The sequence below is a fragment of the Ktedonobacter robiniae genome, assembly GCF_016587375.1.
Classification (GTDB): domain Bacteria; phylum Chloroflexota; class Ktedonobacteria; order Ktedonobacterales; family Ktedonobacteraceae; genus Ktedonobacter; species Ktedonobacter robiniae.
On sequence record NZ_BNJG01000001.1, the window covers coordinates 45,680 to 67,222 of the forward strand.

The 21,543-nt window shown below is 54.9% G+C and carries 17 protein-coding genes; 10 read left to right on the forward strand and 7 right to left on the reverse strand.

The genetic code is table 11. The features are described from left to right. The first annotated feature begins 38 nt into the window (after positions 1-38). The 4 genes from JMJ04_RS00210 (at position 39) to JMJ04_RS00225 (ending at position 3,189) form a co-directional block, all read left to right on the forward strand. Positions 39-914: a type 1 glutamine amidotransferase gene (locus tag JMJ04_RS00210; RefSeq protein ID WP_201368564.1), complete on the forward strand. Its 876-nt coding sequence runs from the start codon at positions 39-41 to the stop codon at positions 912-914. Positions 915-1,238: 324 nt separating this feature from the next. After that, positions 1,239-2,171, forward strand: a complete 933-nt coding sequence (locus JMJ04_RS00215; protein WP_268887317.1) for a PP2C family protein-serine/threonine phosphatase — start codon at positions 1,239-1,241, stop codon at positions 2,169-2,171. A gap of 293 nt (positions 2,172-2,464) precedes the next feature. Continuing rightward, positions 2,465-3,058 carry a spore germination YkwD domain-containing protein gene (locus tag JMJ04_RS00220; RefSeq protein ID WP_201368566.1) on the forward strand — a complete coding sequence of 198 codons (594 nt, stop codon included), beginning with the start codon at positions 2,465-2,467 and terminating at the stop codon, positions 3,056-3,058. Next, positions 3,049-3,189: a spore germination YkwD domain-containing protein gene (locus JMJ04_RS00225; protein ID WP_201368567.1), complete on the forward strand. Its 141-nt coding sequence runs from the start codon at positions 3,049-3,051 to the stop codon at positions 3,187-3,189. Before JMJ04_RS00220 ends, JMJ04_RS00225 begins: the two co-directional genes overlap by 10 nt. A gap of 66 nt (positions 3,190-3,255) precedes the next feature. Here JMJ04_RS00225 and ftsH read toward each other — a convergent pair whose 3' ends face one another. From ftsH to JMJ04_RS00240, 3 genes are all read right to left on the reverse strand, one after another. Next, positions 3,256-5,094 carry an ATP-dependent zinc metalloprotease FtsH gene (gene ftsH, locus JMJ04_RS46315; RefSeq protein WP_201368568.1) on the reverse strand — a complete coding sequence of 613 codons (1,839 nt, stop codon included), beginning with the start codon at positions 5,092-5,094 and terminating at the stop codon, positions 3,256-3,258. After that, positions 5,085-5,567 carry an ATP-dependent metallopeptidase FtsH/Yme1/Tma family protein gene (locus tag JMJ04_RS00235; RefSeq protein WP_201368569.1) on the reverse strand — a complete coding sequence of 161 codons (483 nt, stop codon included), beginning with the start codon at positions 5,565-5,567 and terminating at the stop codon, positions 5,085-5,087. The genes ftsH and JMJ04_RS00235 overlap by 10 nt, the downstream gene beginning before the upstream one ends. A 517-nt stretch (positions 5,568-6,084) precedes the next feature. After that, the gene (locus JMJ04_RS00240) at positions 6,085-6,897 is read right to left on the reverse strand and encodes a DUF554 domain-containing protein (RefSeq protein ID WP_201368570.1); all 813 of its coding nucleotides are present in this window, start codon (positions 6,895-6,897) and stop codon (positions 6,085-6,087) included. Between the two features lie 704 nt (positions 6,898-7,601). Between JMJ04_RS00240 and JMJ04_RS00245 the strand changes: the two genes are divergently transcribed. After that, the gene (locus JMJ04_RS00245) at positions 7,602-8,408 is read left to right on the forward strand and encodes a DUF4397 domain-containing protein (RefSeq protein ID WP_201368571.1); all 807 of its coding nucleotides are present in this window, start codon (positions 7,602-7,604) and stop codon (positions 8,406-8,408) included. A 185-nt stretch (positions 8,409-8,593) separates the two neighbouring features. Here JMJ04_RS00245 and JMJ04_RS00250 read toward each other — a convergent pair whose 3' ends face one another. The 3 genes from JMJ04_RS00250 to JMJ04_RS00260 all read right to left on the reverse strand — a co-directional run bounded on the left by JMJ04_RS00250 (position 8,594) and on the right by JMJ04_RS00260 (position 14,709). Beyond that, positions 8,594-10,438, reverse strand: coding sequence for a S9 family peptidase (locus JMJ04_RS00250; RefSeq protein WP_201368572.1), 1,845 nt, complete (start codon positions 10,436-10,438; stop codon positions 8,594-8,596). Positions 10,439-10,644: 206 nt separating this feature from the next. Further along, positions 10,645-12,966 (reverse strand): Tex family protein, encoded by a 2,322-nt coding sequence (locus JMJ04_RS00255; protein WP_201368573.1) that lies wholly within the window; start codon positions 12,964-12,966, stop codon positions 10,645-10,647. Positions 12,967-13,065: 99 nt separating this feature from the next. Then, positions 13,066-14,709, reverse strand: a complete 1,644-nt coding sequence (locus JMJ04_RS00260; RefSeq protein ID WP_201368574.1) for a protein kinase domain-containing protein — start codon at positions 14,707-14,709, stop codon at positions 13,066-13,068. 302 nt (positions 14,710-15,011) lie between these two features. On the opposite strand from JMJ04_RS00260, the gene JMJ04_RS00265 reads away from it, so the two are divergent. The 5 genes from JMJ04_RS00265 to JMJ04_RS00285 all read left to right on the forward strand — a co-directional run bounded on the left by JMJ04_RS00265 (position 15,012) and on the right by JMJ04_RS00285 (position 20,994). Next, the gene (locus tag JMJ04_RS00265) at positions 15,012-15,935 is read left to right on the forward strand and encodes a sigma-70 family RNA polymerase sigma factor (protein ID WP_157506736.1); all 924 of its coding nucleotides are present in this window, start codon (positions 15,012-15,014) and stop codon (positions 15,933-15,935) included. Between the two features lie 267 nt (positions 15,936-16,202). After that, positions 16,203-17,264, forward strand: a complete 1,062-nt coding sequence (locus JMJ04_RS00270) for a serine/threonine-protein kinase (protein WP_201368575.1) — start codon at positions 16,203-16,205, stop codon at positions 17,262-17,264. A 231-nt stretch (positions 17,265-17,495) separates the two neighbouring features. Then, the gene (locus JMJ04_RS00275) at positions 17,496-19,238 is read left to right on the forward strand and encodes a HEAT repeat domain-containing protein (protein WP_201368576.1); all 1,743 of its coding nucleotides are present in this window, start codon (positions 17,496-17,498) and stop codon (positions 19,236-19,238) included. A gap of 106 nt (positions 19,239-19,344) precedes the next feature. Beyond that, on the forward strand, positions 19,345-20,061 hold the full coding sequence (locus JMJ04_RS00280; RefSeq protein ID WP_201368577.1) for a cytochrome c biogenesis CcdA family protein: 717 nt from the start codon (positions 19,345-19,347) through the stop codon (positions 20,059-20,061). 96 nt (positions 20,062-20,157) lie between these two features. Next, positions 20,158-20,994: a DUF2085 domain-containing protein gene (locus tag JMJ04_RS00285; protein ID WP_201368578.1), complete on the forward strand. Its 837-nt coding sequence runs from the start codon at positions 20,158-20,160 to the stop codon at positions 20,992-20,994. Between the two features lie 34 nt (positions 20,995-21,028). On the opposite strand, the gene rsrA is transcribed toward JMJ04_RS00285, so the two are convergent. Then, a complete protein-coding gene (gene rsrA / locus JMJ04_RS00290; RefSeq protein WP_201368579.1) occupies positions 21,029-21,331 on the reverse strand; it encodes a mycothiol system anti-sigma-R factor in 303 nt (100 codons plus the stop codon). Between the last annotated feature and the right edge of the window lie 212 nt (positions 21,332-21,543).

A 21,543-nucleotide genomic window follows, 5' to 3' on the forward strand; every position in this document is an offset into this window, starting at 1 on the left:
TAGAATCATAGAAGCTCTTTATTAGCATAGGGAACGCCATGAGCACGTTCTTTCTGTTTGCTGGTAGTTGCCAGGATGCCACTACACCAACAACCGAGGCGAGCGCCGCAGGCGCGAGGAGTCAGGCCCGGCTGCGGCCCATAGCATCGAATAAATTCAATATAAAAAATAATGTGGCGCAAGGCCACCTGAAGGACTATATACGAATGAAACCAGTTCTGCTTTTACAACATGACAGTGAAGACCCACCTGGTTTCCTGGGAGAATTGCTCCAGGAGCACACTATAGCGTTTGAGGTATGCGACGTGACCCGCTCAAAGCAGTTGCCCACGCTGCATGACTATAGCGCGGTTGTCGCCCTGGGAGGCGCACAGCAAGCCTATGATGAGGTGAGCTACCCCTACTTTATAGAGGAAAAGACCTGGCTACGGGAGCTTGTAGCGCACGAGATCCCTTACCTGGGGCTTTGCCTGGGTGGGCAACTCCTGGCCTCGGCGCTGGGGGCAAAGGTTCGCCAGCACACCCAGGCTGAGATCGGGTTCTTTGATATTCCCCTGACTAAGGCAGGTAGGCAAGATCCACTTTTTGAGGGCCTTCCTGATTTTGAACGCGTCTTTCACTGGCATATGGATGTGTTCGATCTCCCCAGCAAAGGAAAACTCCTGGCAAGTAATACCTGCGCGCCCCATCAAGCCTTTCGTTATGGGCGGCACGCCTATGGCCTTCAGTACCATATCGAGGTCACGCCAGCCATCCTGGCAAGCTGGATGCGCTCGCTGGAGCCTGAAACCCCAACTGAGATCCGCGACCATCTCGCGGCGATCCAACACGATCCAGACGCCTACTTTCCAGCCTATCATGCACACTCACGCCAATTGTTTCGCAACTTCCTACGCTTAAGTGACTTAGTATGAGGTTTAACGATATACGCAGAAACTCTTTTCTTTTCTGCCCTCTTTCTGCTATACTTGCACTCATGACCTATTCTTAGTGCATCTTAGAGGTTTTCTATATGTAAACCAACAGTCGTAAATTGTACAATGCGCTGTCATTCCTGCTCACATAGCAACGCTGTAGAGAGGCTAGCATGCCTCTGTTTAGTACAGCATACATGATCGCTTCTTGCATAACGTAATAATTGATAGTCCTATTGATAGTCCTGTGAGATATACTAGAAAGTATCGCTAGCATCGGACAAGACTATGCATATATTGCTCGAAAGGCCGCATTCGACGAAGATGCCGCAGAATAAAATTCATACTAATCCTTCAATAAAAAATTTTTCTGGGTCTGCACTCCCACCTTTTACTTTTTCTCTTCGTACTATTGCCTGCGAACGACATCCAACGCGGAATGAAGATAGCGTACTCGTGGATGAGCGCACTGGGCTGGTCGCAGTCTTCGATGGCGTTGGAGGAAGTGCCGCTGGTGAGATTGCCTCCCAAACAGCCCACTATGCCGCTCTCCAACAATGGCGACGCCGCCTGCGCCAGTTCCAACCTGGACGCAAGGTTCTGACCATTCCAGAAGCCTCAGCCCAGGCTAATTTCTGCGAGCTATTAGAAGAACTCATCTATGATGCCGATGACCAGGTACGCACCGAAGGAGCACGCCGCGCTGGCACCGACGATCTCGCCACGACGGTCGCGCTGGCAGTAATCTCTCGCCAGGCCAGGGCAGGCCACTACACGCTCTACTATGCCCATGTAGGAGATAGCCGTATCTATCTAGCACGGGAGAAAGAGCCGATGCAGCGCCTCACCAAGGATGATGGTCTGCTGGCCAAACTCGTCGAAAACCGCATCATTGATGAAGAGAACGCGCTCCGTATAGATCAGGCCCAGACGGCTGGACAGCTCTCAGATACCGAACTCAGCTACTTCCGCCTGCGGGGAGGCATCACCCAGGCTCTGGGCGGCCCCTTGCCACCAACTATTCATATCGACGAAATCAGCATTCAACCAGGGGATCGCGTTCTGCTCTGCACTGACGGCGTTCATGATAATCTCACCGATGAAGAAATTGAGCATATTCTACGCAGCACACCCCGCGACACCACGGCACGCGAACTTGTACGCCACTCCCTCAATCGCTCACATGAGAGTCGCAGCGCCACCATTCGTGCCAAGCCCGACGATATGAGCGCAGTCGTCATCACCTGCCGCTTTTAACGCGCAATGCTCTATACTGACCAGGGATAGCTTTTCACGCCTTCCAGCAGACAAAAAGTACTATACCAGCGGCAAATGTATGCATTGATACTCGCAAATACGTTACCCTATAAGAGGCCACGTCTATGGACCGGGCGCGCCTCTTATTTGCGCTTTCGCTGTATGTCTTATTATTGCTGATCCTGGTCATCTATATCGCGAACAAGCAAACAAAAATATTTCATAAAGTCAGAGATTCTCTGGCAAGATTATCTTCGTATTGCGTGTCTTCTTAGGAGGGATAGGTAAGTATCTTGAGTAAGAATACGTCCTGGTTCGTGTTATGTGCTACGGCGTGCTGCCTCTTGTGGAGCAGCATTCTCCTGACCGCCTGTGGATCGCAGGCGCCAGAGGTCAGAGGGAAGAATACACCTCATACCATAGCGCGTGACAATATTGAAGAAAAACACGCCACCCCAACACCTGATACCCCCCTACAAGCTCAAGCCACGACACCCACGCCTACACCTACCCAGAAGCCAGCAGGGGCCGCAGGCGGACCTACCAATATTCCGGCTACCGGCTCGGGCGCCGCTCCATATGGCTCTCCTCCAGGGCTAACCGCGCTCGAACAACAGCTAACACAACAGCTTTTTAATCAGATCAACAGCGACCGGGCAGCGCGTGGACTCTACGCCTATCAGTGGAATACGACGCTGGCAGGGGAGCACGCCTACATAGCTGGAATATGTTCCATTGTGGCTTCAGCCATACCTGCCCCGATGGCCTGGACCAGTGTCAACGCATCGCTAACGAAGGTTTCGCAGGTTATAGCGACTGTGGCGAGAACATTGGCGAGGCGGGACCATCAAGCCCACCCTGGACGAATGTCTACGCCGTGCACATGAGCATGGTCAATGAGCCGCCTACGGGCTGGCACCGCATTCACCTTTTCAGTACAACGCTTCATCGCATAGGCATTGGCATCTACGTTGATCCCAGCGGCTGGGTCTGGTTTACCGAAGACATGGTAAGTTAAAGACGAGAAAAAGCAGCAGAACCGGGAAGCGCCGCTTCCCGGTTCTGCTGCTTTTTCTCACTAACATTAAGCATGTGGTTTTGCCCCTATCAGGGCTTCAAACTGTGCACGATCCAGGGTTTCTTCCTCCATCAGGGTAGCAGCCAGGTGTTGCAATTGCGCATGATGCTCAGTCAGGATGTGGGAGGCGACCGCGCGCCCCTCCGCGAGAATATTCAGTACTTCTGCATCCACAAGAGCATTCAAGCTCAGTCCAACACTCGCTGTGGCAGGCGAGGACTCGACGTTGGCCATGGGCAGTGCAGGCGGAAGGGCGCCTCCTTGTAGCACAGGCTCTCCGTGAGCGTTCAGGGCCAGGTCGCGAGAGTGCAGGTCCGCACGGCGACGCATATTCAGCCCATATGCCCCTTCTCCGGCTTGATAGTCGGCAAAGACCAATCCCAGTTGCTTGCTCATGCCCCAGCGCGTAACCATCTTTCGGGCCAGGTCCGTCACTACCTGAAAATCGTTCTCGGCCCCCGTGGTCACATGCTGCTCACCAAAGGTCAACTCCTCGGCGACTCGTCCACCCAGGCCAATGGCGATCTTCGCGATCAAGTACTCGCGACTATAGTTATAGCGGTCCTCTTCGCTCATGAAGTGTGTCACACCCAGGCTCTGGCCTCGCGGCAGAATGGTCACACGGTTCACCACATCGCCCTCAGGGAGGTAGTGCGCGACCAGGGCATGTCCGCCCTCGTGAATGGCAATGATGCGGCGCTCGCGCTCATTCATCACCAGAGGACGGAGTGCTCCAAGCTGTACACGCGCCAGGGCCTCCTCAAAACAGGGATAAGGAACGCTGGGAAGATTACGCCGAGCCGCACTTAGGGCCGCCTCATTGACCAGATTTGCCAGGTCTGCGCCAGTCATGCCCGTAGTGATGCGCGCGATCCGCTCAAGGCTCACGTCTGCGTCCAGAGGGGTGTTGCGCGTATGCACACGCAGAATCGCCTCGCGACCCACACGGTCGGGTGGCGAGACCATAATGCGCCGATCAAAGCGGCCTGGGCGTAGCAAGGCACTATCAAGAATATCGGCCCGGTTCGTTGCGGCCAGGACTACGACAGCATGGCGTGCATCAAAGCCATCCAGCTCTACGAGCAACTGGTTCAGGGTTTGATCGCGCTCATCGTTGCCGCTCATGCGCATGGAGCGCTTGCGCCCCACCGCGTCTATCTCGTCGATAAAGATGACGCTGGGAGACGCCTGCCGTGCCTGATTAAACAGGTCGCGTACCCGGCTGGCGCCCACACCTACAAACATCTCCACAAACTCCGAGGCACTCATAGAGAAGAAGGGAACCTGGGCCTCCCCGGCCACCGCCCGGGCCAAGAGGGTTTTGCCGGTTCCTGGAGGGCCAACAAGCAAGGCGCCGCGTGGAATACGCGCACCCAGGCGATTATAGCGCTCGGGGCGGCGTAAGAACTCGACGATCTCCTCCAGTTCACTGCGCACCTCGTCAATACCTGCAACGTCAGCGAAGGTGACACGGTTCACTTCAGTAAGGCGCGCCACACGCGCCTTCGCAACTGCCTCTCCACCAGTGACATTGACCGGGCCACGGATCTGCTCTTTGCGCGCCTCGCGTGGCTCATGGCCTGAGCGAGGAACCTCTTTCGCACGCTCAAAGCGGCGCACGCGGTTCTTGCCCATCTGCGTAATACGCTCATCAATCGTTTTCTCTAGGCTGGACCGGTTACGCATCATCGTGTAACCGAGTATGATCAGCGCGCCAATGAGAAAGGGGAGAAATCGCCATAGATACACTAACCAATCAGCCGTTTGTGCCACGGGAATCGTCCTCACCTGCACTTGCTTACTCAAAAGCAAGGCCATCAACTGCTCATCGCCATTTACTGGCATTTGTGTATGTACCGCACGCTCTGTATCAAGTATCTTCCCCCGGGCGAATTGCCAGTGCTGATATAGCGATTCCAGGCCTGTATATCCTGGCTCTTCTGTTCTACGGTCACCTTCGCCGTAGTCGGGGTAGCTGGCGATGTGCTCACCAAAAGTGGTTGATTCAGGAGCGCACTTATCTCATTGCCACGAATATTCACCGCCCAGACATGTCCCACCTCCACTTGCTTCACAAAATCACTATAAGAAAGCACTGTCTCGTTGGCAGGCGTGGTATTCGTGAGTGTCGGAGGTTGGAGCTGACTCGCCACGATATACAAAAGCCCCAGGAGCAACACGATCAATACACCTGTACATAGCACACTGCGTTCTTCAAGAAGCAGCCTTCGGAGCCTGCGCCCAAAGTGTTCAGTTCTTCTCTGCCACTGCCTGGTATTCTCAGACAGTTTGTTACGGCGACCCGCCTTGTCGTCCATTCATGCACCTCGTCGGAAAGACCACACAGCCGGATCTATATGATTGATCCTTCGTGTCCATACAGCACACATCAGCCCAGTTAGAGGGCCATACACACCTATTAACCGTTGAAACACACATCCATCCTGCCATAGAGCAGGAAATAGACCGTAAAAAAAGCATCTGGAAGTAAAAAAGTGTGCATTTGTGGACAATCAACAACAGTGTACTGCTTTCAGCGAGAAAAGCGGCAGGATCGGTACTTTCTTCTCAAAAGCATGAAAATTAATTAATACACCTCTATGTGTATCATTATAAATCAGCACCGAGAACTCAGCAGAATTGCTGACCTCTCTTTAGGGCGCAGCAAGCCATACATTTGAGTTATGAAGATTTTGGCTCTCGCATGCATGGTATAGTCTATACACGTTAGCAGAGACATCTCTTGATACATCTTGAGAGCCTAATTTTACTAGGAATGGGGTGTCGTAAAAAGGCCGCTGGCCTTTTTACGACACCCCATTCCTAGTAAATATCTTAACCTCCCAGGCCGAAGTCGAGGGGAATATGCAGGATATTGAGCAGGGCAACCAGCAAGGGGGCGATCAGCAAAGCTGGAAGCATGTTCGCGACTTTGATCCGCTCCGCCCACAGACTCTGCGACTGAATGCCGAGGATATTGAGCGCCAGGGCGATGAGAATTGTCCCACCTGCGGCGGAAAGCTCGATGACGCGTGGCTGCATTCCCAGCGCCAGGGCGGGATTCGAGATGAGTAGAGGCTTGATCAGGCCCGCCAGCAGTGAGATACCTCCCTGCACGATAAGCACCGTTGCCCCGGCAAAAAGCACGCCTCGTCCAAAGCTGCTGGCAAAAATAATCGCGGAAAAGCCATCCAGGATAGCTTTGATAGCCAGCAAGCGAAAGTCGCCCGTCAGGCCATCCTGTATCGAGCCGAGAACCGTCAAGGGTCCCACACAGAATTGCAGGCTCGCCACTACAAAAGCCGCGGTAAAGTGTTGCTCGCGACCTGTCTTATCGACCCGCCGCTTCAGCGAATCACCCAACCAGTTAATGCCGCCATCAATATTGAGAAGTTCCCCCACTACCACACCAATCACCAGGGCCAGAAGCGGAATCAAGGCGTTCTCCGTCTTCAAGGCACTACTCATCCCGATCACAATCGTCATAATACCAATCACAATAATGACGCCCTGCTTAATCCGCTCGGGGAGGCGATCTCCAATCAACAGGCCAATGATGCCTCCCAGCATGACCGTAGCAAAGTTTAAGAGTGTTCCACGCAGCGGCAAGGCTGCCATATCAGAGAGAAGTGTATTTGCTAGTAGCATTCCTCATAAGTTCCTTATTTTCAAAAGGCATACGCAATGTCAGATGCAAACTTCTGTTAGATTTCCTTAGCATAGCATGCGCTCAAGCATAGACGGTAATCAGTAGCCCAACGCTGCTAAAGCACGCGTCTACATATAACGATGATATGTAGACGCGTGCTTTAGCAGCGTTGGGCTGCAACCTGCACTGCGCGTATCGATAAGCACATGTATACTCTCCCTGGATACTGGCAATAGGAGATTCCCTCCTCCCATTCATCGACCCACGAGGAGCCTGCCACAAACCTGGCCCTCTTCAAAGGCTCCTCCCACTTCTTCATCGCAACCCTCCCCTCTAAGGAACTCAGCCACCATTTTGCTGTGTCTGTATACTGCTAACGAACAAGCAAACAACCTGCCGGCAACACCGGGGAAATGTCATCTCTGTGTCGAAAGGTTAAAGAATTTGACTATCTTCTGCGTGCTATTCCATCTCTATACTGGAACGCATGTGAGAAGGTGAGGAGGGAAACAAACACTTGTGAGCCTTACAACTCACAAGCCTGGCAGGCTGACACCCTGTACGTTGGTCAATCGAAGAGCACTCTTGCCGGCAACATAGTCAACCTCTGTGTATGCATATGGGAACAGAGGCGACCTCTAATCTCCTCTGGCATACCACTTCGAGGAGCTATGTGTACACCAACACAAGGAGTTTGCCTATCATGAGATACCAGACTATGCAATCGCACCAGGCAACTGGCAGCCTGCTTTACCGGGCCACAATCCCCCTGGTGATGCTTGCGCTTGCCTGTGCCTGCGTACTGGGCGTCCGCTCGGCCTCGGCCGCTTCACGCGACAATGACGCTCATGTGCGCATCGTGCATGCCTCGCCTAAGGCGGGTCCCGTCGATATATTCGTAGATGGAAAGAAGCTACTAAGTGACTTCTCGTTTGGCACGGTGACAGACTATAAAACGCTTACTCCTGGCAAGCATGAAATTAAGGTTGCTCCCGCGGGGAAAGGCGAGAACGCAGCGGTCATCACGGCCAATGCCAATGTCAAGCAGCATGGCTACTATACCATCGCGGCTACTGGTAGCAAGCAAGGCGACTTCTCAGTGAAGGGGTTTAAAGATGATAACACCGGCAGTACCAAAGATGCCAAGGTACGCGTCTATCATCTCTCGCCAGACCTGGGCACACTCAACGTCACGACCTCTGACAATAAAAAGGTGGTCAGCGATCTACACTATGAGCAGGCCAGCGATTATATAACCGTTCCCGCTGGAAGTTATACGCTGAATGCGACGGCAAGCAAAACTGATAAGAAACTCCCCATTAAAGCTGATGTAAAAGATGGCAAGGTCTATAGCTTCTTCGTACTCGGAGAACAGAATGGCCAGCCCCCACTGACCTATAAGGTACAGTCTGTCCCTGCGCAGAGCACGACGGCACAGCCAGGTCAGACACCCGCGGGGACCGCGACCAAAACCGTAGCGCCTGCGACGACCAAATCACCAACACGTTAACGATACGCGAACGCGGCTAGTCGTTCGCCACAAATTTGAACATGGAAAGGCTCGCCCTCCTGACGTATGCTCCGGCGGGCCTCTCCATGTTCTCTCCTTCGAGAACACACGTTACCCACAAACAGACGGCCGGCCAGGCGCATGCTTAAGCAGCGCCGGACCACACCCAGATCAGGCAACCGAGCTTATTTGCCAGCTGCGCCTTTTACGTGGGAGTCGAGGAAATCGGCGATGGCGGGATAGGCCTTGAGGCGATTATCGCGCTTGATCAGGCCATGTCCTTCATCCGCGAAGACGAGGTACTCAACAGGCACATTGCGCTGGCGCAGGGCATTCACCACCTGCTCAGCTTCGCCAAGGGGGACGCGTGGATCGTTGGCTCCATGCACGACGAAGAGCGGAGCCGTAATCTTATCTACCGCGTGAATGGGCGAGATCTGCTCCAGAAACGCCCGGTCCTGCTCCAGGCTGCCATATTCGGCCTCGCGCCATTTGCGGCGCCAGGGACCAGTGTTCTCCAGGAAGGTTACGAAGTTCGCGATACCCACGATATCGACGGCCGCCGCCCAGAGATCAGGATAGGTCGTCACAGCCGCAAGTACCATGAAGCCTCCATAGCTACCCCCATAGACAGCGATCCGCTCAGGATCGGCGATGCCGCTTTCGCGCAGCCATTCAACGGCGGCCTTGAGATCGGCCACTGAATCCATCCGCTTGCGCACATCGTCGAGGCTCTGGTAAGTATAGCCATAGCCCGTACTGCCACGGACATTGGGGGCGAGAACCGCGTAGCCACGCGCCACGAGATACTGGTAGATAGGGTTAAACCAGGGGCGCTCCTGGGACTCTGGTCCACCATGCACACTGATCACCACGGGCAGATTTTTCTGCGCGCCCGCAGGCTGATAGAGAAACGCGGGAATATCGCGCTCATCAAAGGAGGGGTAGCGCACCACTGCCGGAGCGACAAAGCTAGCGCGAGGGATGCCTCCAGTTGAACTCAAGGTAGCACGCTGGATATGTCCACCAGCCATGTCCCAGATCCAGATGTCGGTCGGTTCATCCGCTCCACTCAGAGTAATCGCCAGTTTCGCCCCATCCTGGGACCACGCGAGGTCAAGCACGACGCTCTTAGGAAACGTTGGAGCCAGCAAGACATGGCGCGGCTCCCAGCCTTGCGCAACATCAAAGAGTTCGAGACGCGAGATACCATCCTCATTGATCACCATAGCCAGAGATGCGCCATCCCTGGTGACGGCCAGCGCCTCCACATCCCAGGGAATATCGCTGAGATAACGAAGCTCGGTTGTGGCCAGGTCCAGGTAGGCCAGGGAGAGAAAATCGCGCTCCCGATTACAGAGCAAGTAGAGGCCCTTGCGATCCGCTGACCAGAAAGGAGTGGCGTGCAAGGCGGCCCCCTCGCCCAGGTCCGGCGTCAGGTCTCGTGCCTCGCCAGAATCAACATCTATCAATATAAGTGAATTGCGTGATAGCGACTCCACCCGTCTCACCAGCACGTGTTTGCCATCGGGAGAGTAGCGCACTGGCATGTTTGAGCCGTCCTGCTCCAGCAGCAAACGGCTTTCTCCGGTGTTTACCTGCATCTCATAAACATCAAAGAAGCGAGCGTCACGCTCATTGCTGCTATAGACGATACGCTCTCCATCAGGCGACCAGCCACCGAAGGAATGCATGACCTCGGGCTTCTCGGTCAACGCACGAAACTCGCTGCCATCGGCGCTCAAAAGGAAGAGCTGTGCCCGTTCATTGCCGCCGATATCCCCGCTTACCAACAGCGTATCGGCATGTGGCGCAAAGGTGGCGCTAGAGACGCGCTCCCCCCGGAACGTCAACTGCTGTGGCCAGGCTGGCTCCTGCAAATTGGGCTGGTCGATAGAGACGCTCCAGACTTCCGCCACTCCGGTAATATTGGTCAAGAAGCTAATATGCTGACCATCAGGCGAAAAACTGGCCCCTGTGGACGAGCGAACATTGAGATATCGTTCAAAACTATATATTTCTTTTGTCACGTTATAACCTCTCAAGGGCATCGCTATCAAGTTTCATCGTAGAGATGCCTCTATTATAGGACAACGAGGCCCGGCAAGGCCAACAGCAACGGGGCATTCGCGTCTGCGTCGCTCAAAGGGCGAAGGGGGTGTGCATGGAAAAGCGAGCATTGCTCGCTTTTCCATGCACACCCCCTTCCTCTGAAAGTTCGTTGCACGAGAAGGCACTATTGTTTAGCGTTGCGCATGCTAAGCTGGACGCGATTGCGCTTGAGGTCAATACTGAGTACGCGCACAGAGACGACCTGGCCCACTGCTACCACAGTCAGCGGATCCTTGACGAAGCGCTCAGCTAGCTCGGAGATATGCACCAGGCCATCCTGCTTAACGCCAATGTCGACGAAGGCGCCAAAGTCGACGACGTTGCGCACCGTTCCCTGAAGGATCATGCCTGGTTGCAAATCCTCCATCTTTAACACATCATGGCGCAGGATCGGCGCGGGCAGAGCATCACGAGGGTCAAGACCTGGCTTCTCCAGGTTTTCCAGGATGTCATGCAGCGTAGGCATACCCACCCCGATCTGTTTGGCGATGTTCTTCCAGGCCTCGGTTTCGTCACTTGCCTCGCCGCGTCCACGGCTGCTACGCCCAAAGGAGTGCTGCAACTTGATCAATTGCTTGAACTGGGCGATGCGCTCGCTTGGTTTCTGCTTCTGATCGCCTGGAAGCATATTCAGTAGCGCACGCGCCGCTTCGTAACTCTCAGGATGGATAAAGGTATTATCCAGGCTATCGACAGCATTCCCAATCTTGAGGAAGCCTGCCGCCTGGACGAAGGTCGCGGGTCCCAGGCCTGAGACCTTCTTCAACTCGTCACGCGACTTGAAGGGCCCATGAGCCTCGCGATGCTTAACGATGGCGTTGGCGACACGGGTATTGATGCCCGAGACGTGCTTGAGCAGAGCAGAGGAGGCAGAATTGACCTCGACGCCCGCGAAGTTTACGCATGAGACGACCACGCGATCCAGCATCTCAGCCAGTTCTTTCTGATCGACGTCATGCTGGTAGAGGCCGACACCCACCGCCTTGGGATCGATCTTGACCAGCTCAGCCAGGGGGTCTTGCAGGCGACGCGCAATAGAGATAGTACCGCGCTGGGTCGCGTCGAGGGTGGGGAACTCCTCGCGAGCCGCTTCAGAGGCTGAGTAGACCGAGGCACCGGCCTCGTTAACGAGTACATACCCAATCTCGCCATGCTGCCCTCGCTCCTCCTCAATCGTGCCAATCACGCTCGCGACCAGTTGCTCGGTCTCACGCGAGGCGGTACCATTCCCGATGGCCACGACTTTCACCTGGTGCTTAACAAGCATGTCATGCAGGACGCGTTTGGCTTTCTCTTCCTGGTGCAGGTAGACCGTATCTGAGAGAAGGTATTTGCCCGTTTCATCGACAAGCGTCACCTTACAGCCGGTGCGATAGCCAGGATCGAGGCCTAACACCATCTTGCCGCGCAGGGGTGGCTGGAGCAGGAGATTGCGCAGATTGGCGGCGAAGATATGAATGGCGTGCTCCTCCGCCTTCTTGGTCAATTCTACACGTACCTCGCGCTCCATAGCCGGCGCGAGCAAGCGTTTGTAGCCATCCTCCATCGCCTCTTCCAGGGTTCGCTGAAAGGGCGAGGTGGCTCTGGCGGGATAGTGGCGGGTAATCTCGCCTTTCGCCTGCTCATATGCCAGGTTCACGCCCACACGCAAGATTCCCTCCCGCTCTGCACGATTCAAGGCTAGCACGCGGTGAGGCACCAGTTTGGTGACATCCTCATTAAAATCGTAGTAGAGCTGGTAGACGCCCTGGGGGTCCTTGGCCTTCAGCTCTTCCTCGTCGAGCGCTTTGGCTTTGAGCGAGGACTGCTTGAAATACGCGGCGCGCACATCACCACGGACGGAGGCATCTTCAGCGATCATCTCGGCAACGATATCGGCTGCGCCCGCGAAGGCTTCAAGGCTTGTATCCACACCTTTTTCGGCATTCAGGAAAGGCGCGGCATGCTCTTCGAGGATCGCCTCCACATCACCTGAGATCTCAGGCTGCTGCAAAATAATCTCCGCCAGCGGCGCCAGGCCCTTCTCGCGTGCCACGCTCGCACGCGTTTTGCGCTTTTGCCGATAGGGGAGATAGAGGTCCTCAACCGCTTGCAGCGTGGTCGCCTCTTCGATGGCCGTAGCCAGTTCGGGCGTAAGCTTGCCCTGACCATCAATCAAGCGCCGTACATCCTGCTTGCGCTCATACAGTGCCCGCAGCGAGGCGGCCCTATCGGCAATGGTCTGAATCTGCACCTCGTCGAAGCTACCGGTCACTTCTTTACGATAACGGGCAATGAAGGGAATGGTATTGCCCTCATCTAACAGCCCAAGCGTGCGCTCAACCTGGCCACGCTGTAGATTCAATTCGGAGCTCAGTTGTGCGGCTATCTCCTGAGGAGACAACGTCGTCTCTTCCGGCTTCGCGGAATCTATCGTCACAGTCTCATGTTTATCTTCTGTCGTCAACGATTACTCCACCTTCTCTAACAGGTTTCTATCTCTCCTGATAGTACCATAAACATGCGTCTCTTGAGCGAAAATGACCCTTTCTTCTTGGCTCTCGGCTCAGGGTTGCTGGGGGTGCAGCCTGGCCCAGCGGGCCTTGAACTGCGAACGACCAAGCATACCACCGATCCAGCCCAGGGCAAAGGAGATGATCAGGCCACCGACGACGAAGAGTAAAAGGGGACTGGCCCCCTGCTGACCACTGGTCGAGGCCTGCGTCTGACGCTTGAGAAACTCAGGAAAGATTTCCTGCCAGACGCGCGCGGGCGCTCCGGGTGCCACTGAGCCTCTAAGATGCTGCGCCCACTGTACGACCAGGCCTACAAGCAAGACGCACCAGAAGGTAATGGTGCTAGTCACACCCGCCCAGAGGCCCGACCAGGCTCCGCGTAACGAGCGCCCACCGCGATGGGTGGTGATAAAGCCGGAAAAGACATAGAACATAAAGCCCATCAGGATGGCCAGGTAGAAGTACTCTTCGCGTGGATAAAAGAGAATCAAGAGCGCCGAGAGCACGCCCTGAATAATGCCCCAGAGACATCCCTGGCCAAAGGCACTGGGGGCGACTTGCGGTGCATAGGCGGCCTGGGGTGGCTGTATCTTTTGCCCCTGGGGAATAGCCTGTGGGGCACGCCCCTGTGGCTGAGGGGTACGTGGCCATTGTGGTGGCTGCCCCTGGCGTGGGGGTTGTTGCACCTGGTGCTGGGAACCGCGCTGACCAGCCTGGGCAGGCTGTGGTTTAGCCACCTGTGGGGGAGCAGGGAGCTTCAAGGGCTGCTGAGATGATTGTGAACCCGCCGGCCAGGCAGGCGCGGCCAGTGTCTTATCGGAATGCGCGGTCGCGAATTGGGGATCACGAATAGCGCTCGCGAAATCGGCCATATTGGCGAAACGATCTTCAGCGCGCACCGCGAGCGCTTTGAGGAGCACATTCTCTAGTGATTGAGAGAGCGCCGGATTCAACTGGCGGGGAGGGATCAGGTGATCCTGAAAGCTGCGATTGATCGCGGGCGGCGGCAAGCGATTGGTCAGGAGCAGGTACATCGTGGCTGCCATGGAGTAGATATCGGATTGGGGTCCTGTCTTGCCAGTATACTGTTCAAGTGGGCTAAAGCCGGCCGACACCGCCTTCACCAGCGTCTGCGTCTCCTCGTCTGGATGATAGAGCTTGGTCAGGCCGAAATCGACCAGGACCGTAGCCTGAGCTGGCGTCAGAATAATATTGCCAGGCTTAATATCACGATGAATAATAGCGGGCCTACGGCTATGCAGTTCGTGCAACACATCCATAATGGGGAGCAGCCAGTTTACAACCTCTTGCTCGCGACAGGGGCCGTTGCTGGCCTGGTGTGGCTCCTGCTCCCCCACGCGACCGCCGGGGACGCGACTTCGCAGCAATTCCAGCAGGTTCTTCCCCTCGATAAGCTGCATCACCAGGTAGAAACGGCCATTGGACTCGAAGGCGTCATATACCTCGGGCAGGTGCTTGCTACGCACAGTAAAGAGCACACTGGCCTCCATTAGCCCCTGTCGCCGCGCCATCGGGGTGATATCATATGTTTCTTTAATAGCGCAGGGCCGGTTGTTTTCGCTGGTATCGCTTCCACGATAAATGGCCCCAAAACCACCGCTATTGATCAGCGGCCCCACGACATAATGGCCCCCAACAACCGTTCCTTGCGCCAGTGCGAGTGGCAAGCTCATACCAGAGCTTTCTCCCTTTTCTATGACTATTGAACCAGGCGTATGCTCCGCCCTGTTCAGAAAGCAGGCTTTCTCAAAAAGAGAACGTTCCCTGTGGCAAGATCATCGTACAACATTTCCTCTCTATACCTAGAGACGTGCAAAATCTTCTACGATAGAAACAACCTCTCAGTTACATCTTAGCGCCAGGAAACTCTACCAAAAAATGTGCCCTTGTCGCTTGCAATAAGCCATACGTATGATACAATAAGCCATACTGATCTGATCTTACGTACATGTTGCAGGAAGAAGAGAGCAAACATTTGGAACGAAACGTGATGTTTGATGCTGATCATGACCGTGAAAAAACGGCAGACACGGAACGCGAAACCGTCCAGGAAACAGAGCTGAGCAGTCTGGCACAGAGTGACAGTCTCCGCCTCTACCTGCGCGAAATCTCGCGTATTCCTCTGCTCTCGGCCGTAAGCGAGTCCCGCCTTGCTGAACGCGCGGAGAATGGCGAAAAGGAAGCCAGGAACCACCTGATCGAGGCGAATCTGCGACTGGTAGTAAGTATCGCCAAAAAGTACGTTGGGCAGGGACTCTCCCTTGAAGATCTTATTGGCGAAGGGAATATTGGTCTCATTCGCGCAGTCACCAAATTTGACTATCGTAAGGGGTTTCGCTTCTCAACGTACGCAACCTGGTGGATTAAGCAGGCTATCACACGCGCCATCCTGGAGGGCACACGCGTTGTTCGTCTTCCTGTCTACATCATGGAAGAAGTCATGCGTGTCAAACGCACCACGCGCCAACTCTACCAGGAATTGGGACGCGAACCAACGCCTGAGATTATTGGTGAGCGCCTGGGCATGACCGCTGAGCGTGTCAGTGAACTCCTGATCTGGGCCGAGAAAGTCTTCTCCCTGGACGCCCCACTTTCAGAAGAGGAAGAAAATACCCTGGGAGACATCATCGAAGATGTACGCGAACGCGGACCCATGGAGATCACCGATCAACAGCTCCTGCGTGAAGAGATCCGCAAGGTACTTGGGCAGTTGACGGTACGTGAGCGCCAGGTGATTGAGCTTCGCTTTGGTTTGATCGATGATCATGACCATACCCTGGAGGAAGTCGGCAAAAAACTTAAGGTCACGCGCGAACGCGTCCGCCAGATTGAAGAGCGCGCCATTCGCAAACTCCGTCACCCACAGGCGAGCCGTATCCTGAAGGATTACCTCGACTAGAAATTACTTCGACTGTGTCTATATGCTTTTGTAGCGTCGTACTTCAAAGCAATATACCGCAACAAGGGGTAGAGCGCTTCTCAGGTGTAAGAAGTGCCCTACCCCTTGTTGCGTGCAAAAACACTGGCTTTTTTTGCTGGTACGCTCCTTCCAGAGAGATAAGTACCTTTTTCTCTATCCACCACATTTTTAACTTGCATACGTTTATTCTAATAGAGAACATATTATGCATTATCTATCCTTCGACGAAGAAACGGGTTGTAGCGCATGAATGAACTAGCTGGTCAGAGCCTGGGTGGGTTTCTGCTGGAAGAAGAGATTGGGCGAGGCTCCATGGGGGTCGTCTACCGGGGGCGACAGGTCGCTCTCGGGCGGGAAGTAGCTATCAAAGTATTACCCAAGGCGCTGGCACGTGACCCCTCATACATGGCACGCTTTATTCGCGAGGCTCAAATTATTGCCGGACTCAATCACCCCAATATTATTCACATCTACGACGCTGGCGAAGCCCATAAGCTCCTCTACTTCGCCATGGAGTATGTCCAGGGGCCAACGCTGGCCAATCTGCTGCATATGGATGGAGTGCTACCGCAACACCTGGCGGCTGAGTATGCCGCGCAGATCGCGGATGCGCTTGATGCCGCCTATAAAGAGCGTAACGTCATCCATCGTGATATCAAACCAGAGAATCTTATGCTTGATCGCTGGGGCAAAATCAAAGTCACCGATTTTGGCCTGGCACGCGCGCCTGGTCATCAGCAAATTACCGTCACCAAAACCCTGGTTGGCAGCATCTACTACGCCTCGCCAGAACAGGTCTGGGGGCACCAGTTAGATAACCGCAGCGACATCTACGCCCTTGGCGTGGTCCTCTACGAAATGGTCACCGGACACCGTCCCTTCATCGGACGCAACATGCCAGAACTGACGCAGACCATCGTGAAGGGTTCGCCGCCAGCGCCAGGGACCTATAACTCGGCTCTCTCCTCCGAGCTGGAACATATTATCCTCACAGCCCTCGCTCTTGACCGCGAACAGCGCTATTCTAGCGCGGGATTGCTGGCGGAGGCGCTACGTAGACTACAGCTCTCGGCCCCCCTGCCCCCTGTACCACGCATCCAGGCGCCACGCGCCCATATTTCCATCCAACCACCCAAGCGCCCAAGCGCCCAACAGCTAGGCTATACACCCAGTCCACAGCCTCAATTGAAGCCAATGGACACGCCGACGCAGCCAAGCCTGAGCATTCCTTTCACACCCTTGCCACAACCAACCACCGACAAGGTGGCTCAGGCGCGCACGGACCAGGACACATCTCAAAGGGGATAGAAGACCCATACCAGACACAACCAGAACTCCAATCGGAGCACGCAGAACAACGCCCCTGGTGGAACAAACTCTTCCGACCCCCACATCGCTCCTAGCGGCACAATAACTTGGCGCGCATCTGCTCCTGACGCCCTGCTAAAGATACTACGTGCAAGTCTATAGCTTGTGAGAATAGCTATAACTAAAACAGAGTACCACTCCCTTCGCACGAGGATGTCAGATAGCACCAATATGATTACAAAAAGCACACCAGACGATCAGATGCCTTCGGATGCACAGCGTCATGCGTTCCCTTATGACCAGGACAGCGTACCGGGGTCTGCCAGTTCGTCACATATTCTTGAAGAAGCGCTCAGGCTCTTGCTAGCGCCCAATACAGATTATCATGTGCGTGTGCAAGCGACACGGCGCCTGGCTCGCTGTGGTCCGTCCACCTTGCCCCTCGTGCTAACAACCCTGAGCAGCACACCGGAAATCCTGGTGCCCGCATGGCCCTGGTGGCCCCCTCAGTATGAGCATTGCAGTCGCCTGCTCGCTAACCTCTGCCAGAAGGCAGAGCTTAGATTGGATGAACTCTTGAAGCATCCCACACTAAGTGAGCCAGCGGGACCAGTGCTCTGGATCAGTACCATCGAGGCCACCACCCACCTGCCCGGAACCAACTATGAAGACCTGCTGTGTGCCGCGCTGGCCTCTCCCTGGAAGACAGTGCGCTATGCCTCGGCCATAACGCTGGCGACCCGCGCAGGCCGAACCACGCTTGCACCAGCCACTATCAGCGGGCTCTATGCCCGCCTGGATGAAGAAGAAGATTTTCCGGTCCGCCTGACCGCGGCCTATACGTTGCTTCATTGCCGGGAGTACATTGGGCTGGATATTTTATTGCAGTTGCTCAATCCCGAAGCCCCTTTTGAGGTGCGTAAGGCCGTCGCCTTCTTGCTTGCCACGGAACTGCCAGTCCATCTCTCGGTCGCTCAACGCGAGCAGTTAACGACCTGCCTGCTCTATGTCCTGGAAGACCCACTTACCGAGCCTGAGCTAGCCACCCAGGCCTCACATGCCCTGAGCAAGGTCGCACTCCCCTCCTTGCTTCCAACACTTATTGATCTGCTCCAGGCAGAGCGCCCGGCGTTGCAGATTCTGGCCCTCACGACACTTGAAGAGATAGCCGACTCATCCATGATGCGCAGAATGATGCGCCGCCATACACTGCATACTTATATCATGCCTCTCTTACGCTCTCCAGAGAGCGAGGTACGCCGGCAAGCTTGCTATACCCTTGCCTCCTGCGGCGGAGAATACGTTGCCGCTGTTTTTGGCACAATTGCCCTCAATAGGGAACACCCGGCACATATGGAAGCGCTCGAAGGTCTGCGCATGCTGCGAGGAGTCTTACGCGCCTCTATTCGCGAAAACACGGTCCGCTGGCTGCTCCACGCGCTCAAAGATGCCGATGAAGCGGTGCAAGTCACGGCACTAGACTCGCTATCCTATATCCTGGTCCAGGCTCGAACACAGGGGAAACGCCAGGCGCTCCAGGAGATCAGTGGGTTCATCGCGAATGATCCCTTGATCCTGCTCCTACTTAATGTACCAGGCGCCTGGGTCAGACAACGCACCATCGAACTCCTGGGCTTGCTCTGGAGTCCACACACCACCTTTATGCCTCCTCAGAATGAGATGCTGCGCCTCCTCACTGATAGCGATAGCGGCGTACGGGCCTGCGCGGCCTTCGTCTGTGGGCACATCGGCGCACGCTGGGCCGTGCCCGGCCTGATTCAAAGTCTGCTTGATGAGGACCCGCACGTAGCCCAAACCGCCTTTAACGCCCTCTGTCAATTGACGACGACTGCCGATCCAATTTTCTGCGCGGTCCTGCAAGAACTGGCACGCCTGGCGCAGGCCCCCCAGCCATACCCACTCGCGCAGCAGGCGCTACAGATTCTCCATAAAAGTCAGCGACAGAAGCCCTGATCTGCACTCACAATTTGCGCGTGGACACACAACCCTCTATACTATGTATAACTTTGGATAACTTGTATCATCTTTTTATACTCTGGAAGAGAGTTGCGATAGCGTCATGAGTCCTTCTAATTTAAGCATCGGCATCGCATTTATGGCGGGGCTAGTCTCGTTTCTTTCGCCGTGTGTCCTGCCGCTTGTCCCCATCTATCTAGGGCAACTGGTAGGGCAGAGCATCTATCAAGTGGCGGATGAGCAGGCAGGTATGCAACAGCGATTGAAGACTATGCTACATGCCAGCGCCTTTATCATTGGCTTTACCATTGCCTTTGTCGCACTAGGGGCTACCGCCAGCACGCTAGGAAGATTTCTTGTCAGCCAGTTGACACTCTTGCGGCACATCGGGGGAGTTATACTCTTTGTGATTGGCCTGCACCTGGCCGGGATCCTGAAGATCCCCTTCCTCTACTATCAGAAGCGTATTGATTACTTTCCATCACGCCCAAGCTACTGGGTCTCTATCCTCATGGGCATCGTTTTCGCCATCGCCTGGTCGCCTTGTGTAGGACCGATCCTGGCCTCGATTCTCTATATGGCTGCATTCGCCTCGACGCTTCAGCAAGGCGTGCTGCTCTTACTGGCCTATTCACTGGGACTGGGCATTCCCTTCCTGCTGCTGGGGCTGGGCTTGAATCAACTTAGCGCTCTGCTCAAGCGCCTCAAACCGCATCTGGGGAAAATTGAGATCGCGACAGGCATCTTTATGATGGCCGCTGGGGTGGTTGTGTTTTTCAACTTCTTAACGCTGTTCAATTCGTACTTTCGCTTGAGCTAAAGTTAATGTTCTGTAGGGATGTGGTGCGCGCTCGTAGCCTGCGGCTACGAGCGCGCACCACATCCCTACAGAACTTACACTAAGCGGGGAAATAGCATGCAATCGCGAATGGGGGGCAAGGCGGTAGGACTAAACAGGAGACACGGCATACTCTGGCGTATACTGCTCTTCAGCACACCTTATCTCTGCCTGTTCGTGCTCTGCTGGCTAATCCCTGGGCAGACGCTACTGGAGCGCTTGTGCTGGCTAGATAGTGGAATATGCGCGCACCTGCCCACCCACCTGCTCTACGCAGGAACCGAGGCCCTGCCACTGTGTGCGCGCGATACTGGCATCTATCTAGGACTCTGCGTCTCCTTTGCCGGACTCGTGCTGAGTGGCAGAGGGAGAGCGCAACAGTACCCTTCGCGTTGGCTACGCCTTTTCCTGGGTGGAGGTGTGCTCGCCCTGGTCATCGATGGCTGCAACTCGCTCGCGCTTGACCTGCATTTTCCCCATCTCTACACACCAAACAACCTGTTACGGCTGGGAACGGGCTTATTGACAGGATTGGCAATCGCCGTGTTCTTGCTACCAACGCTCAATCAGATGATCTGGAAATACTACCATGACTCACGCAGCCTGGCCTCCTGGCGCGCACTGCTTGGCATCTTTCTCCCCGTCCTGCTCCTATGCTTTGGCAGCATTGCTTTGCATATACCGCTTGCTAGCAACGTCATAGCCATTTTAAGCACACTGGGTCTGCTACTCGCGGTAGGCGGCCTGAACATGATGGGCATCCTCCTGGTGAGAAGACGCTATGAAACCTTTACGATATACCGCCAGTTGCTCCCCTTGCTGGGACCAGTCCTGCTCCTGACGGTGAGTGAACTCCTCCTGCTTGCGCAGGCCAAACTCTGGCTCTTGCAGGCCCTGGGGCTTCACATACACTGAGTCATGGCAAACATCCCTCGATGTCGCTCGCGATTTAACAGCCCCCCCAATCAGCTTTGATCTTCTTCGCTAGCTCGGGATCAATATCGACCTGCTCGCCATGAGCAATGCGCATCACCTTCTCGCGTAAATGCTGCGGTGCACGCTCAATAGCACAACAGTCATGAACCAGGCGCTTGACCCTCATGTCAAAATGAAAGCGACATTCGCAATGTGGGCAAGTCGTCAGATGCTGTTGCACAATTTCGATTTCCTGCGTATTGAGTTCCCGATCAATATAGAGATGAAGACGAGCTGTAATTTCATAACAGCTTAAGCAATCCAAATTTTCTCCCATAGAACTATTCTCCTGCTCCTAGCTCGCCATTGCATTGTACCTGTTCATTCTAACATAAAGAGAGGCCAGTTTCATTCCCTGTATGACTTCCTTAGGGAATTCCCTGCTCTTTAGCTCATTGGAGTAATGCGACTTTCGCGCCTGCGGCGCTCAAGGGTAAGAGGATGTCTGTGGGAAACGCGACAATGCCGCGTTTCCCACAGACATCCTCT

What these genes read in the sequence shown, in the direction of transcription:
- JMJ04_RS00210 (WP_201368564.1), top strand. Translation starts at nt 39, where the DNA reads ATGAGCACGTTCTTTCTGTTTGCTGGTAGTTGCCAGGATGCCACTACA.
- JMJ04_RS00215 (WP_268887317.1), top strand. Translation starts at nt 1,239, where the DNA reads ATGCCGCAGAATAAAATTCATACTAATCCTTCAATAAAAAATTTTTCT.
- ftsH (WP_201368568.1), bottom strand. Translation starts at nt 5,094, where the DNA reads ATGCCAGTAAATGGCGATGAGCAGTTGATGGCCTTGCTTTTGAGTAAG.
- JMJ04_RS00235 (WP_201368569.1), bottom strand. Translation starts at nt 5,567, where the DNA reads ATGGACGACAAGGCGGGTCGCCGTAACAAACTGTCTGAGAATACCAGG.
- JMJ04_RS00240 (WP_201368570.1), bottom strand. Translation starts at nt 6,897, where the DNA reads ATGCTACTAGCAAATACACTTCTCTCTGATATGGCAGCCTTGCCGCTG.
- JMJ04_RS00245 (WP_201368571.1), top strand. Translation starts at nt 7,602, where the DNA reads ATGAGATACCAGACTATGCAATCGCACCAGGCAACTGGCAGCCTGCTT.
- JMJ04_RS00260 (WP_201368574.1), bottom strand. Translation starts at nt 14,709, where the DNA reads ATGAGCTTGCCACTCGCACTGGCGCAAGGAACGGTTGTTGGGGGCCAT.
- JMJ04_RS00270 (WP_201368575.1), top strand. Translation starts at nt 16,203, where the DNA reads ATGAATGAACTAGCTGGTCAGAGCCTGGGTGGGTTTCTGCTGGAAGAA.
- JMJ04_RS00275 (WP_201368576.1), top strand. Translation starts at nt 17,496, where the DNA reads ATGATTACAAAAAGCACACCAGACGATCAGATGCCTTCGGATGCACAG.
- JMJ04_RS00280 (WP_201368577.1), top strand. Translation starts at nt 19,345, where the DNA reads ATGAGTCCTTCTAATTTAAGCATCGGCATCGCATTTATGGCGGGGCTA.
- JMJ04_RS00285 (WP_201368578.1), top strand. Translation starts at nt 20,158, where the DNA reads ATGCAATCGCGAATGGGGGGCAAGGCGGTAGGACTAAACAGGAGACAC.
- rsrA (WP_201368579.1), bottom strand. Translation starts at nt 21,331, where the DNA reads ATGGGAGAAAATTTGGATTGCTTAAGCTGTTATGAAATTACAGCTCGT.